The sequence below is a fragment of the Methanosarcina flavescens genome, from assembly GCF_001304615.2.
In the GTDB taxonomy this organism is placed as follows: domain Archaea; phylum Halobacteriota; class Methanosarcinia; order Methanosarcinales; family Methanosarcinaceae; genus Methanosarcina; species Methanosarcina flavescens.
This window is the reverse complement of the sequence record NZ_CP032683.1, coordinates 2,350,196-2,364,557: the sequence shown is the minus strand read 5'-3', so window position 1 is coordinate 2,364,557 and position 14,362 is coordinate 2,350,196. Positions and strand designations below refer to the sequence as shown.

13 protein-coding genes and 1 pseudogene are annotated in these 14,362 nt (G+C 38.8%); 2 read left to right on the top strand and 12 right to left on the bottom strand.

Annotated features, from left to right (window positions below; translation table 11 throughout):
• Positions 1–72 precede the first annotated feature (72 nt).
• The 8 genes from AOB57_RS10330 to AOB57_RS14855 all read right to left on the bottom strand — a co-directional run bounded on the left by AOB57_RS10330 (position 73) and on the right by AOB57_RS14855 (position 7,467).
• A complete protein-coding gene (locus AOB57_RS10330) occupies positions 73–1,098 on the bottom strand; it encodes a glycosyltransferase (protein ID WP_048167048.1) in 1,026 nt (341 codons plus the stop codon).
• 76 nt (positions 1,099–1,174) lie between these two features.
• Positions 1,175–2,146, bottom strand: a complete 972-nt coding sequence (locus AOB57_RS10325; RefSeq protein WP_048167049.1) for a glycosyltransferase family 2 protein — start codon at positions 2,144–2,146, stop codon at positions 1,175–1,177.
• Positions 2,147–2,922: 776 nt separating this feature from the next.
• Positions 2,923–3,915, bottom strand: coding sequence for an NAD(+) synthase (nadE, locus tag AOB57_RS10320; RefSeq protein ID WP_054299469.1), 993 nt, complete (start codon positions 3,913–3,915; stop codon positions 2,923–2,925).
• A 78-nt stretch (positions 3,916–3,993) separates the two neighbouring features.
• Positions 3,994–5,010, bottom strand: coding sequence for an adenine nucleotide alpha hydrolase family protein (locus tag AOB57_RS10315; protein WP_048167051.1), 1,017 nt, complete (start codon positions 5,008–5,010; stop codon positions 3,994–3,996).
• Positions 4,976–6,469, bottom strand: a complete 1,494-nt coding sequence (locus AOB57_RS10310; RefSeq protein ID WP_048167052.1) for a class I adenylate-forming enzyme family protein — start codon at positions 6,467–6,469, stop codon at positions 4,976–4,978. The genes AOB57_RS10315 and AOB57_RS10310 overlap by 35 nt, the downstream gene beginning before the upstream one ends.
• 6 nt (positions 6,470–6,475) lie before the next feature.
• Positions 6,476–6,721, bottom strand: a complete 246-nt coding sequence (locus AOB57_RS10305) for an acyl carrier protein (protein WP_054299470.1) — start codon at positions 6,719–6,721, stop codon at positions 6,476–6,478.
• Positions 6,722–7,001: 280 nt separating this feature from the next.
• Positions 7,002–7,226: a 2-oxoacid:acceptor oxidoreductase family protein gene (locus tag AOB57_RS14860; protein ID WP_261788295.1), complete on the bottom strand. Its 225-nt coding sequence runs from the start codon at positions 7,224–7,226 to the stop codon at positions 7,002–7,004.
• Complete coding sequence (locus AOB57_RS14855; RefSeq protein WP_181952275.1) at positions 7,219–7,467, bottom strand: 2-oxoacid:acceptor oxidoreductase family protein; 249 nt, start codon at positions 7,465–7,467, stop codon at positions 7,219–7,221. Before AOB57_RS14855 ends, AOB57_RS14860 begins: the two co-directional genes overlap by 8 nt.
• Here AOB57_RS14855 and AOB57_RS15050 point away from each other — a divergent pair.
• Both AOB57_RS15050 and AOB57_RS10295 read left to right on the top strand, forming a co-directional pair.
• Positions 7,430–7,510 (top strand): annotated as a pseudogene (locus AOB57_RS15050) (hypothetical protein); the annotation flags it as partial. The gene AOB57_RS14855 and the pseudogene AOB57_RS15050 sit on opposite strands and share 38 nt — an antisense overlap.
• A 21-nt stretch (positions 7,511–7,531) precedes the next feature.
• Positions 7,532–7,822 (top strand): transposase, encoded by a 291-nt coding sequence (locus AOB57_RS10295; RefSeq protein WP_054299471.1) that lies wholly within the window; start codon positions 7,532–7,534, stop codon positions 7,820–7,822.
• Between the two features lie 73 nt (positions 7,823–7,895).
• Here the strand turns inward: AOB57_RS10295 and AOB57_RS10290 are convergent, their stop codons facing one another.
• The 4 genes from AOB57_RS10290 to AOB57_RS10275 form a co-directional block, all read right to left on the bottom strand.
• Positions 7,896–8,864, bottom strand: coding sequence for a DUF5305 family protein (locus tag AOB57_RS10290; protein WP_054299472.1), 969 nt, complete (start codon positions 8,862–8,864; stop codon positions 7,896–7,898).
• Between the two features lie 613 nt (positions 8,865–9,477).
• Positions 9,478–9,720 carry a hypothetical protein gene (locus AOB57_RS10285; RefSeq protein ID WP_054299473.1) on the bottom strand — a complete coding sequence of 81 codons (243 nt, stop codon included), beginning with the start codon at positions 9,718–9,720 and terminating at the stop codon, positions 9,478–9,480.
• 125 nt (positions 9,721–9,845) lie between these two features.
• Complete coding sequence (locus AOB57_RS14960; protein WP_082384285.1) at positions 9,846–12,479, bottom strand: PKD domain-containing protein; 2,634 nt, start codon at positions 12,477–12,479, stop codon at positions 9,846–9,848.
• Between the two features lie 1,258 nt (positions 12,480–13,737).
• The gene (locus AOB57_RS10275; RefSeq protein WP_054299475.1) at positions 13,738–14,208 is read right to left on the bottom strand and encodes a signal peptidase I; all 471 of its coding nucleotides are present in this window, start codon (positions 14,206–14,208) and stop codon (positions 13,738–13,740) included.
• Positions 14,209–14,362: the final 154 nt, after the last annotated feature.

Here is a 14,362-nt window from a genome sequence, read left to right as displayed (position 1 = left end):
TTTTCTAGAGCATAGTTTTAACTAATGGAGTTATTATATTTAATTTTATACATTTGGTACGTAAATTATAAGTTAATCAGTTTTCTCTTTGCCAAAATAATTATGCGAACTTTCATTAAAATGTAAAATAACTCTTGAAAATGAGTTAATCAATTGAATTAATTCCCCGCTGGCAAAGCCTCCAAATACAACCATACAAAAAGTAAGGAGTGCAACAATATTTGCAATGTTAGTACAGACGCTTCTTAGACGAATAATATTTTTCAATCTTTCAGGGAAAGAAAATTTTATCAGATAACTTAAAAAATTTGTCTCCGTCGACTGTAATTGATTATCTACTAATTTTTTCTGACTACCTATATTTGATATCGCACGACCGTATCCAAAACATCGCTTCACTAAAAACGAAAAAGATTTACGGAATTCAAATATTTTGTGGTAGACAACCGCGTCTGGAGTATATATTATCTTTGAATTATTTAACGTATTCAAAATTCTAATACCAAATTCAGTCTCTTCCCCAGTTCTCATGTTGTTATTTATCAGACCGTATTTATCATCAAAAAGACCAACTTTACTAAATACCATACTTCTAAACGACATATTAGAGCCGAAATTACTCCTCACACAATGGATCGTGTCTTTTTGACTTTTATACGAACAACCCATTGTCCAGTAAAACTCCTCTGGAATCCATTTAGCTTCACCCGATATCCATAATGGTTTCATAGGGCCTCCCACGCTGACAACCTCTGGATCTTTATAAAAAACTGCTAAATTAGAAATCCAGTCTTTATCTGCGATAGCATCATCATCAATAAATGCGATAATACTCCCAGAGGAGAGTTCAACTCCTTTATTTCGAGCATTCGATAAACCAGGCAAATTTGAAAAACCTATTATCAAATTATCTAATGATCTCAGATACTCGGATTCATTAAAGGCTTTAAATAAATCTAGATTTCTATCGACCACTAGAACAATCTCAATATTTTTATAAGATTGCTTGACTAACGACTCTATCGTCTCGATAGTGTCCCAATATCTCTCATGAGAATATGAGCAAACAACAACAGACACTTTGGGAATATTATCCATCTTATTAACTCCTCTGAAACCATTAGCCTCTTCTGCTCGAAAAATAAAACATTATGCTGCAGCCAATTATTAAGCTTTAAACTCCTTTGATATCTCTAATGATTGTGGACATTGAATGCAATAGTATACCAATCAGCGCCAAAAAGCTCCCTACAACAGTAAGGAGAACCATAAGTATTGTAGGTCCGAAATAGAGGTTTCCTCCTGAGATAAAGACATGCAGAAAGTAAGCTCCTGTAGAGAGACCGGCTATTACAAGTAGCGTACCAGGCACTGTGAAGCAGAAAAGGGGCTTCTCAAGCTCTATATCCCTTAAAATCTTTGAAAAAACCTCAAATCCGTGTTTAATCGGGCTTAAAGTCGAGCACTCCACATCATAACGGGCACCAATTTCTACTTCTCTAGTTCTAAAACCTGCCTTTCCTGCATCTGCGAGCATTTCACTTTCTATTGCCATACCCTTGTCAGTGAAGCGAAAGGCATCTCTTGTAGAAGCTGCAAATGCATAGAAGCCGCTCTGAGAATCAGTAATTTTGAGACCTGAGTTCAGATTGGTAAATCTGTCCAGAATTTTTTGTCCAAAACGGCGGTAGACAGGAGTATTTCTACCCAGACCATTTAAATAACGGCTACCGCTGACAATATCAGCCTCACCTCGGATAATAGGATCAACTAACTTCGGAATATCAGCAGGGTTATGCTGACCATCGGAGTCCATTGTCACAATTATATCAGCACCTAGATTAGCTGCTGCTGTAAAGCCGGTTTTTAAGGCTTCGCCTTTTCCGCGGTTAACTTCATGGACTATCACTTCAGCTCCGGCTTTTCTAGCTATTTCAGCTGTGCGGTCAGAACTGCCATCATCAACAACGATGACATTATCTGCATACAATCTGGAAAGAAGGACTATGCTTCCAATGGATACTTCTTCATTGTAAGCAGGAAGAATCACAGTTAGATTTTGAGGAGCCTTAATAGCAGTGAATATTTGTTCTTTGTTTTTAATCATGCTTTGATTGCTATTATCCATACAAAGCTCACTGCTCATTTTCAAGACCTCTTTTCTGAGACTTATTGTTGAGACGTTATTGTCAAGGTGTTTGGAAATTTTTATACAGAGATTGTCTTGGATATTACAATTTAATAACAAAGTGAACAAGTGTAATAATCACCACAAACGCTACACTTGAATTTCATAAGCACTCCACTAAATTAGGGATCTTTCACACAAGCTATTGTTAAAAGTTCAAGCGTGTTTTTCTGTTGGAAATCTTAGATTTATCATATAATGTTAATCGATTCAAATAACATTATATTACAGAAGTTACATTAGAAGATTATATAAAGTTAATGGATATACTTTTCAACAAAATAATTTATGAAAGATGATTGTGCTGATGATATCGATTTATAACTTCACACCTAACTCCACAATTAAACTGTTTTTTGGGAAAAAGTAGGCCGGAAAAGAAAATAGAATAATAAATGTCAAAAAGTCAGAGACAAATCCAAAAAAAACAGCATCATCGAAGCTAAAGTATTTGCACCCAGTATTACAGCATCATTATTTGTTCTGCTCGTTTTTTCCCTTCAAGCATGAATCTTTTGCATTACATTTGTTTCTGTCTGTCACTTGCCGCACTTCCTTATAGAAAAAAATGGTTGGAAAACGGAAGGTAAAAGACAGCAGCAAATAGATAAAAAGAAAGGTTTTTCCATTAAAATAAACTCGAAAAAAATTATGAATAACTCGGAAGAATGAAATAAATAAGAGTATTTTAGACTCTGTACATATCCTCAATTTAATGTAGATTACTTCTGTCTTTACCTGCTAATATAGCAGATAGGCGGCGCGGCTCGTACATACTCCGTACTATCTCTAATCCTGTTGATATGTATCAGGACTTTTTCTATAGTTTCACTTGATAGTCCGGTATTTTTCTCAATCACCTCGGTCGGCAACTGGTGCTCCTGAGCGTACAGAAGCTGATCCAGAATCTCAAGAGGCATACGCCAGTAAAATTCTTCATCACTAGTAAAATGGCTCCAGGTATCAGCACTTGGAGGACGTTTCATAATAGCTTCGTTGACATTAAGCAGTCTACCCAGGGCATAAACCTGGACCTTATAACAGTCAGCTAGAGGTTCAAAATCTGAGCCTCCATCCCCGTATTTCACAAACTGACCAAGAAACAGTTCTGTCTTATTCGTTGTCCCGCAAACCGCATAGTTCAACTTCTCAGCATACATATACTGAACAAGCATTCGAGATCTCTGTTTGACATTCTGAAGTCCTATTAATTCAAGATAATCATTCGCTTTCAGTCTGTACTTCCCAGCAGGTACCCCATCTTTAACAAGCTGGATATAAGGAACATTTAAAAGTCCCTGGTTAAGAAAATCAGGAAGAACAAGCGACGTCTTATGGAGATCAGGGTCGTAATCAGGGCAGGTTCGCTTTATAATCTGTTCCTTTTTATCATAGATATTAAGCGACCTGAGGATAGGGGAGATGGACACTTCCTCGTATGGAACTCCAAGGCTCTCACAGATTTCAGCTCCAAGGGCTGCGCTGGAAGGAGAGGATTCGTCTTCAGGAAGGAGAAGACAGTACACGTTTTCCTTCCCAAGTGCATGGACACAGAGGGTTAATGCTATTGCAGAGTCTATTCCTCCAGATACTCCTATGACCACCCCTCTTTTCTTAAAAACACTTACTTGCTCTTTAATAAATTTCTTGAGATTTAAAGATAAATTTTCAATATCTCGATTAAGTTCTTCCAGAATATGGACATTTTTACCTTCTGCTGCTTCCATAGCTTAACCCTCGGAATGAATACCATTTATGTTGAATCTTAGTTATGTACCACTTATGTTGAATCTTAGTTAAAAGTCTCAAAATCGATTTAAATCGAAATTAAGCTTCTTTGCAGCCTCCATTATCAGGGGTTGAGAGAGTTCCTGAGTAATTTTCTCAAACCCTTCTTCCCTCGACATATCCCCGCTTCGAACAAGCCCTGCAATATCAAAGGTGTATGAGTGGAATCCATATTTCTTCAGGTGGTTGTAACAGGCAAAGGAATTCAAGATACAGTTAGTTGAGTTGCTGTCGTTGATTCCTGGGGATTCCCAGCCGATTTCAAGCAGGGTCTCAAGTATTACATCTTCATTATAATCCCATAGGCAGAGAGGATGAAGGATACTCGGAACATTCTCACCCAGATTTGCAAGAACCGATTTTTTCAGGAGGAAAACTTCATCCTTATCATCAACCCCTATTTTTTGGAGCTGGGTTTCAAACAGGTTTCTTGACCACTTGAGAAAATTTGCCGAGAGAGGGATTATAGGATTAGGAGACTGACCAGCTGTAAAAGCAAATACAATAAAAGGAGCCTTCTCAGTGATGGCTTTTTCGATCAGTTTTTGCTTAATGATACTGATGCAAACATTACAGATATCACTGGCTCGATATTTGGCAAATCTAGGAAAGGCGTCATAAGATTCAGCAGCTTTTCGGAATGTATCAAGCAGAATTTCCTCTTTCATTGTCAACTGGAAATAATCACAGCCTGTAATCTCACAAATCTTTTTTGCGTTTTTAATTGCACCCTCGGAAGTAAAACCATTATTGAACTGAACAGCAAGAACTTTCAAAAAGGGATAATCTTTTTTAAGTTTATAAAGGGTGTATGAAGAGTCTTTGCCCCCTGAAAGTGCATAAATTACATCGTAGTTTCCCGTCCCTGCGTATTGTTCAAAAAGTTTTTCTATTCTTGTCAGATAATCAGTCTTTTCCTGAAGAGTAAGAGGAGTATATGTCTCACAGAAATGGCAGAGACCACTTTCCTCGTTAATCTGGATACCGGGAATATCGGAATCAAGAACACACTTTTTGCATATTAGCTTTGACATGTTTGTACTCCTCTATTATGGATCGATTGGATATTTTCCCGTTTTCGCTCAAGGGTAGATGATCAATGAACAGGATTTCTCTTGGGCACAGGTAGCCTGGAAGGTTTTTACGGCAGAACGAAAACAGATTTTCGATTTCTGTTCCTTCTGAAGGTATGACAAGGAGACTGATTGCAGTTCCCATAAGCTCATGAGGCACAGGTACGACAAAAACCTTGGAGACCTCGGTATTCTCTTCTATATTTCTTTCAATCTCTCGCGGATTAACACGATGGTCACCTATTTTTATAAGGTCATCTTTGCGCCCGAGAAGTCGGATATATCCATTGGGAAGTTTCTGTGCAAGATCGCCGGTATGAAGCCAACCATTGATAATTTTCTTTTCAGTTGCAATCTCGTCGTCCAGATAACCCAGCATAATATTATCTCCAGCAGCAACCAGTTCGCCTGTTGTGTTAATCTCTGCGGGATTGCAATCGGAGTCAAAAACATCAAGTGTAACACCAGGAATTGCTTTTCCTATAGTGTCAACAAACTCATCCACATCTTCTGCGGGCAGGTAGGCAAGTCTAGCAGTCGCTTCAGTCTGGCCGTACATAGGAAGGATTTCAAGACCAGGAACTAACTCCTTCATTTCTTTCACAATAGCTTTATCCATTCCTCCACCTGCCGATGCAGCAGTTCTGACCTTTGCAAAGGATCGTTTGAATCTATCAGGATATTTGAGAAGTATACGGTAAGTGCTGGGTACTCCATAAAATATTGAGACATCTGATTCTATAAGGTTGAAAACTGAAGCAATGAAATTCATATTCCCAACACAGACCGAACCCCCAGACGCCAGGTGGGAGTTAATTATGGAATTCCCAAAAGCATGATGAGGGGATATTACAAGCGCTCCTTTATCACTGGAGGTTAGCCGAAGTACCTTGATTATGGATTCTGCATTTGATACAAGATTTCTGTCACTTAACATGACTCCTTTTGGAGTACCTGTTGTGCCTGAGGTATAAAGAACAAGCCGAAGTTCAGGATTATTCCGTTCAGTCTCGATATTTTTGCGGAGAATGTTTACGGAAGTATCCCTGGAAAGAACTATTACAGTTCCAAAACGCTCAAAAAATCCCTCTCCAAATCTTGAGTACTGGGTATCGGTTGTGAGGATATTGTTGATATGGGCTGTGTCAAGAAGCTTCTCAAGACTGAACCTGGGAAATTCTATTGGCAGAGGAATGGCAATGTTAGCTGATCGGTATACTGCCATAAGCATCTTTATATACCGCATGCTTGACTCTGCCAGGATTGCAAACCGACAGTGATTAAAATCTGTCAAATGTGAAGCAATAGCATTTATATCAGTGTCAAGGCAGCTATAGGAAATGGAATTTGTGCCCTCTTCAAGAGCAATATTTTGAGGGGTTTTTCTGGCGTACTCGCTGATATACGCATCAATCCGCATACTGTGTCACTTCGACAGCTTAATTATCATATTCGCAATTCCTTCCAGAGTATCAAAATTTTCCGGGGTGAGCATGTCCTCAGGAATATCAATAGAATATTTCTCACAGATATAATCCATAAGTTCAAGCAAACCAATTGAATCTATTATGCCATTTTGAGTGAGAGAATCATTATCATTCAGGAGAGTGTTATTGTCCATAAAAGAATTAGCCTTCAAATAATCGACAATATCATTCTTAATTTGTTCCATGTTTGAGTATCCCCTTCACATGTAGTGGGTCATAGGTAAAGTATCTGTTCTCAATGAAAGTTAACTCTATAATTTATGTATTTATATTGACGATGTATTTTTACTATTTAATTAAAGTCTTACTTCTTAAATGTAATATATTTATATAGGTGTATAAAACGAGAATATTTAAATTGCCCCGTTAAAAAGCCTGTATATATGGGCATAGGCAATGAAAAAAAAGAAAAGTTCTAAAAAGGAAAAAAAGTTCTAAAAAGGAAAGTTTTAGATTTTCTAAGTCTCAACTTTCCTCTACTTTCTGTTTTCCTGCTTCAAAAGCCCTGAGATTCACTTCAACCATTTTCTGAGGCACAAGGGCTTTTATGCTCTCAAGCAGGGTTTCTTTCGGAATGGGCAGATAGCCTGAAACTGCCCCTACCATTACGACATTCATTGAAAGCCTGCTCCCGGCTTCAAACGCCAGTTCATCGGCATTGAAGGCTTTTACTATGTATTTTTCAGACAAGGGCATCAAGGGTATCTGAAACCTCAGGGTATTTTGCCTGACCCGAAGTAACGGTTACAGGAACTACAGGCTGGGTATTTACTATAATAATCCCACCGTCTTTCAGGAAATCTAGGTACCTTACGGCTTCCATTGGCTCAAGGGCAAGCATAAGGTCTGCGCCTTTTTTCGGGATCATGGAGCCATAAGTTTGCCAGATCCGGATATGGCTCACAATCGGCGATGTTCTATGGGAATCCATAGAACATCATTTTCCTCCACAGAAACCACATACAGGAAGACCTCGTTCTGACTTAAGGAAGTTAATGAATGGGATTTTGTATGTTGTTACAACAGGTTGTATCAGAAAATATAATAGAAGAAGAGGAATAAAGTCCAATATACCAGTAAACAAAAGAAATAGAAAGAAAAAGAAGAAAGGAAGACCAATAAAGGTAGATTGGGAAGAGTTCAAAAAGAAAAGTGCAATAGAAAGGTTCTTTAGCTGGATAGAGTCATACAAGAAAGTTTTTCCAAGATATGAAGTCAAAGAAATATCATACCTTGGAGTTGTAATGTTAGCAGCAATAGTGAGGGTAAATCAAGTTTTGGGATGAGCTCAATACATAAATATGAGTGGAAAAGAACTTCTCGCTTTAGAAATTTGACAGAAATTGATGGCTTTAATTTTTAATTGTTTATCTGGTTTTCTCCTAGAGGTGCATCAAAGAAAATGTACAATGCACCACTATGAATTGTGAAATATGTGCCGGTTCCAGCATCATGGATTACTCTTTCATTCATATCAGCAGCAGCATCTATAAGATCCTGAAGTGAAGAAATCTCGACCTGCAGAAGGGATTTCCTGTTTTCTGGGAGTTTGCCCTCGCTTATAAACTCCTTAAAAGACGAATTTTTTTCTTCTTTTTCCAGTCTTTCAATGTACTCAGGATCAACTCTACTCATTTTCCTGACGGGAATCATCGCTCCAAGCAGGACCACGCTTAATAGGAATAAAAGCAGAGGGAGTTTTACCGTTGAGAGAGAAGGAGGTTTCTGGACCCAGATATTATTATATGTATTCTTGACGAACCCAAATTCTTCAGGCATCTGGTAGTATGTAGAACTGATGTTAACAGGTATAGCAAAGCTCTCTGTACCCGTAATTTCTTTCCCATTTATTTTACCTTCATAATTGATGGAAGTAACAATTTCGATTGTAGGATCCGAGGAATAGTTCAGCTGATCCTGAATCTCTTTGGCTTTTGACTGGATTTGAGGGACATCAAGGGTAAAATTAGAGGTAAGAACTTCCCCACTTTTCAATTGAGCAGTTTTTGAATCTCCAAGAGGGAACCCCTTCTGCCAGAAAATTTTCTGTTCTTCTCCGTACCCTCCCTTGCAGCTTGCCAAAATCACTGTATTAGCTTCCACGCTAATGTCAGCAGATTCTGCAGCTTCAAGGCTATATACGAATGAGATGTCTGCGGTAGGAGATACGGAAAAGAAATAAGCCGGCTTTCCCATTCCAAGCTGAGTTCCTTCAGGGTAGAGAGGGTTTGGCTCAGTTACAGGAGCCGAGTATGTATAATTGGCACGCTGTGTATAAGCAGTTATATTCTTTTCTTCATATACCACTCTGGAATATTCCTGAAACATCCAAAAACCTGAAAGAATCACCATCAGGAAGAATACGAAAAAAAGGATTTTCGCTTTGTCTATTAAGATGTTTTTAAGCTTAAGAAATACAGGTTTCAGAGTTTCACCCCCATTTTTCGATATTTACTCCATGTGCTATACACAGGCATTCAATCAACAGTAATTGATATTTTTCCAGACGCTCACATACTTTCATTGTTCAGCCTCTTGTTTTTCCATCTTAGGCACTTTTTTGGTTTACATACACATTAAAATAAAAATGGATATATTGAATAATAGTTAAAGGCAAAGCCAAAACCAGTTAATAAGATGAAAACACAAGCAGTTAAGCAGTTTAAATTTCTATTATTAACTGGCCACGACTGGATATAAGATACGAACTTCTGCCTTTATTTCAATTTCTTCGCTTTTAGCTGGGCTTTATATTTTTTATTTCGAATTTTTGCGCTAAATTTAATATTCAGCTTCAATTTAGATCTTGTCTCAAATTAGCTATGTTAAGCTTCAAATTTTTGTCTATGTTTCTATCAAACTTATTTGAGGGTGAAGATTTTCCAGCAATAAGTACACCAGAGATTTAAACATCTGACCATCCGGGGATTTAGCTTGTAGCTCAGACAAGATGCAGCGTCCTTATCCACTGTGCAACCAGACGGCGGAATTTTACCTTTTTACTTTTTCTGCCGACAACCGATTTCCTGTACCAGAGGGGGAGCAGGAGCAGGGAAGAAAGGCAGGTATAGAGCACAACTTCCGCTAGAGCAGGAAGATAGGGGTTTATTTCCGAAAGCGCAATTATCCAGTAGACAGGCAGCATCACCGGAGTCATGCTTCCACTCAATACTATAAGAGGCATTTTTGATCCTGTAAAGAATGGGATTAAAGCATTGACCAGGAATAACACAATGAGCAGGAGAATTGCTGCCTGGAAATCTCTTTTTTCTTCATGGTTTCATTTCCGCACCGGGTCCATTACCTCAGTTATGCAGAGCTTTCATTTCCGGAACTATCTTCAAAACTATCATTTCCGGAACTGTCTTCAGAACCATCATTTCCGGAACTATCTTCAAAACCATCATTTCCGGAACTATCTTCAGAACCATCATTTCCGGAACTATCTTCAGAACCATCATTTCCGGAACTATCTTCAGAACCATCATTTCCGGAACTGCCTGTAGAGCTGGAATCTCCAGAACTGTCGGCAGCAGTATCATTTGAAGAATTATCTGCGGGCTTTTCAGCTACAGAAATCCCTCCTGTTTTTGAATCCGTACCATCGGCATTGCTTACAGTAAGTGTTACTGTGTAACTTCCTGCTGCTGAGTAAGTATGCGAGGGACTCTGCTCGCTTGAACTGGCTCCGTCTCCAAAGTCCCAGCTCCATTCTGCTGCATTTTGCGAAAGGTCGGTAAACTGCACAGCTAGAGGAGCATAGCCTTCTGTGACACTGCTGCTGAAGTCTGCTACAGGAGGTACAGGCTGTCTTAATACCGTTATTGTGGAAGATTTGGAATCCGTGCCGTTTGCATTGGATGCAGTAAGAGAAATGGTATAGTCTCCTGCCGTGGAATAGATATGCGAGGGGTTCTGCTCGGTTGAGCTGGATCCGTCTCCAAAGTCCCAGTTCCATGCTGCTGCGTTTTGAGACAGATCTGTAAACTGTACAGCCAGAGGAGCGTTTCCGGATGAGACACTGCTGCTGAAGTCTGCCACAGGAAGTACAGGCTGCAGGACAGTAATTACGGCAGATGTTGAGCTTGTACCGTTTCCATTGCTTGCTGTGAGCGTTGCGGTGTAGGTCCCTGGTGTAGAGTAAGTATGTGTTGGATTCTGCTCGGTTGAGCTGGCTCCGTCTCCGAAGTCCCAGTTCCATGAAGTGGGGGAACCTGTGCTGCTGTCAGTAAAGGAGACCTGCAGAGGCGCTGTCCCGGAAAGGGAGGATGCAGAGAAAGATGCAAGCGGAACCGTGACAGAAGGAGTCACTATCAGGCTTAGTTTTGCTACGGTATCGGGAACTCCGTTTGCACCAAAATTTTCGCCTGAAATTTCATCCGTAAGCCCCTTCTTTGAATCGACAACAAAACTTACAACTTCTATTTTTGTCCCGTCAGGAGTAACATAGAAGGATGAGCCAGGTGCTTTGACTGAAGATGAACCTCCTTCAGCACTGCCTGTTATTTCCGTACCTGCAGGCTGCACAGAAAAAGCTCCTGTCCCGCCATTGGAATTGTAAATTGCTATCAGAGGGGAGGCAGAGAATCCATTTAAGAAGAGCACTGCACCGTAGTATTCATTTCCAGGGTAGACTCCATCGGCAACAAGGGAAAAATTATTGACTCCTACCTGAAGGGGTATGGAAATTTTGCCAAGCGGACCACCGGAAGAAGGCATGTTAAAGAAAATTCCATTTTCGTCCCTGACGCCTATCTGCCCGAAGGAGTCTTCAGGGTTTGTGGTAAAAGCCCCTGAGCCTGTCGTAGCCCCAGAGGAGTTTTCTCCGTCTAGGGTCAGGTCAGTCAATGTTACTGAGGAAGCTGCACCTACTTTTATATAACCTGCTTTTTTCTCGGAATCTTCTCCAGCCGTATTTTTTACTGTAAGCGTGACCGAGTATGTTCCTGGTGCAGAGTAAGTATGCGCCGGGTTCTGTTCGGAAGAGCTTGCTCCGTCTCCAAAGTCCCAGTTCCATTCTGTTGCGTTTTGCGAGAGGTCAGTGAACTGCACGGAAAAAGGAGCAGGTCCAGTGGTTATGCTGCTTGTGAAGCCGGCAACAGGGGGAAGAACCACTTCAGGAGTTTCCAGAACGGTTATCTCAGCAGATTCGGAATCCGTGCCGTTTGCGTTGGAGGCTTCCAGAGTAACGGTATAGGTCCCTGCTGTAGGGTAGATATGTGCCGGGTTCTGTTCGGAAGAGCTTGCTCCGTCTCCAAAGTCCCAGTTCCATTCTGTTGCATTTTGCGAGAGGTCGGTGAACTGCACAGCTAGAGGAGCATAGCCTTCTGTGACACTGCTGCTAAAGCCGGCATCAGGAAGGACTCCATCATCTTCGTCCGAACCTCCTGACCCACCTCCACCTCTAGAGCCACCCCCAGAACCTCCAGAGCTCGGACCCAGGCTACCGGTGTTGATACTGGCTTCTTCAAGGGAAACTGTCCTTTGTGTATCAGTAGAATTGTTGATCAGGTCAGTAGAATTTGTAAAGTTAGTATTATTTGTAAGGTTAATATCACTGGTTTGATTGGTAGGGTCAATGGTCTCATTTGCCTCTATGGGCAAATTATCTGTCTGATTAGTAAATTCTGCAGAACTTTCGTTATGAATAGAACTGGGATTCTCCGAAAAGTTTACAGCTACAGACTCACTGTAGTTTCTCGAATTAGAGTCTCCTATCGGACCGAAATCGTTTTCCTGAAGCCCGTCCCTGCCTCCAGTCAGGTTAAGGTCAGGCGCCCCGACCAGCTCTTCCAGGCTTTCCCAGACACCTGTCCTGATTTCGGCATTAACATTTTTTGCATCAGTGAATGAAGCAGATGTATCTGTAAAGGAAGGAAAAGTGCTGAAGGTAAAGAAAGAAAATACCACCATACATAGTAATATTTTATTAACGGACTTCATTTTTAATCACCCTACTGCCAGTATGCTATTTTTTTAACCCCAATGAAGCATATATATTTATGTTGATTTGATAATTAACTTCTGATAAATATATTCAATTTGAGATTGACAGACCTGCAACCTGTTGGTTGAGCCTGAAAGATCTAAAACCCAACAAAACCCAATTGTTTTAACCCAGGATTTAATTAAAACGTCTACTAGCCCTTATTTTGCCCTCAAATGAATATTAATCCTGAAATTTGAATTTAACGAAGTAAATTACCGTATATAATATGCAAGTTTCATGTTTTTTCATACTCTGGCTGCAAGTCTATTTCTTCTTAAGGAAGAAAACAGGTTGTCGAGCCAGAATAATATATACTATTGTGAATATGATTCATTGAGCATGAGTATGAATTTTTAAACATGTGTTCCAAAAACGGATTAATGTTTATTTTTTCATACCTGATTAATGAATTACATTTAAGATAATTAATGAGTATATCTATCCTATATATAAAATAATCGGGATATATAATTACATTTAATTAATAAATAAATAAAGTTTAAGTAATTAAAAAGGATAAAGGAAGCTATTTTCAAAAAAAGTATGGAGAAATTGTTTTTTTGATTTACTACACTTATATAATATAAATATATTTAAGAGAAACTTGACTTTTTAATAATGAATGGGAAAAATAAATAGAATGAGTCTAGATTCTATTTCTTAATTAATGTTAAATTTTGAAAGCATATGCAGTTAAACACATATTTTTATAAATGAAAGCCTCTTATCGCGGCAAGAATTAATTTTCTTTTTAACAATTCTGGTGATTTTCCATACTTTCTGTATTGAGGATCACGGCGGGCAAGATTAAAGGTGTTAAAAGCTCTGTTTTATAGCCTTGAATGCAAAAAATTACACTTTAATTCTCATTATGAACTAGAAACAAAATTTCTCTAAATGGGAATGTATAGGTTCAATTTAAAGTGTAATTCTTTGCGTAAATGACATAGTTATGTAACAATATTTTTTGTAGTTCCAAATATTATCAGAAATAAAATCATAAAAAACCGGTCTTCAAAACTCCACGAGAAAATAGTATTTTAAAGTAAACATGACCAAAAAAGCTCTAGATTGCCGGGGTAAATCATTCAAATAATGGCAGGTATGATTATCGGAAATAATAGATATCTAATTTAAACATATTATTTTTTTATATTATAGTTCTTAATGTATGTTAAGTATAATCTGAAAATTAAATGGAATTATTTATTCTTACAGGAGTCTAATTATCTCTCGTATTTCTATAATTATCAGTATAATTGAAGGAAAAAGTACAACTGTCAAAAATCCAACCGGAGTACGCGCAAAATGAACTAAGGCACCGATGAAGGGAATTTTGAAAACCATAATGCCTATCACGTCTCCAGGGGCAACGATGCCGTCCGGTAATTCGTTTGCGTCTCCTTTAGTTATGTATCCCTCTTCTACTACTCCTACTACCCTATGAGTGATGCTCGCTCCCTCGTCACTTTGAAAATGAGGACGATAGGTGATAATGTCTCCAACTGCAGGTTGTGTAATTGCAGGAATAATTACAACGATATCATTAGCTGTTATTACAGGTTCCATGCTGTTGCCCGAAACGGTCATAATATGTAAGGGACCAGTAGGAATACTAGTAATAAAGATTGGTAAGAGTATTAAGAGAATAAACACCTTAACGAGAGTATCTATTGTTTTCATGTCTTTCTAAAACCAGATTAGTTTTTTATAAGTTATCAAAGATAAGTTTTGAGTCTCGAGCGATTCTTGATTAAAAATTGTAATATGAATATCACAAAAATACTATATATAAGAAACTCAGTACCGGTTTTTAGTCAATGACAATACACTTTAT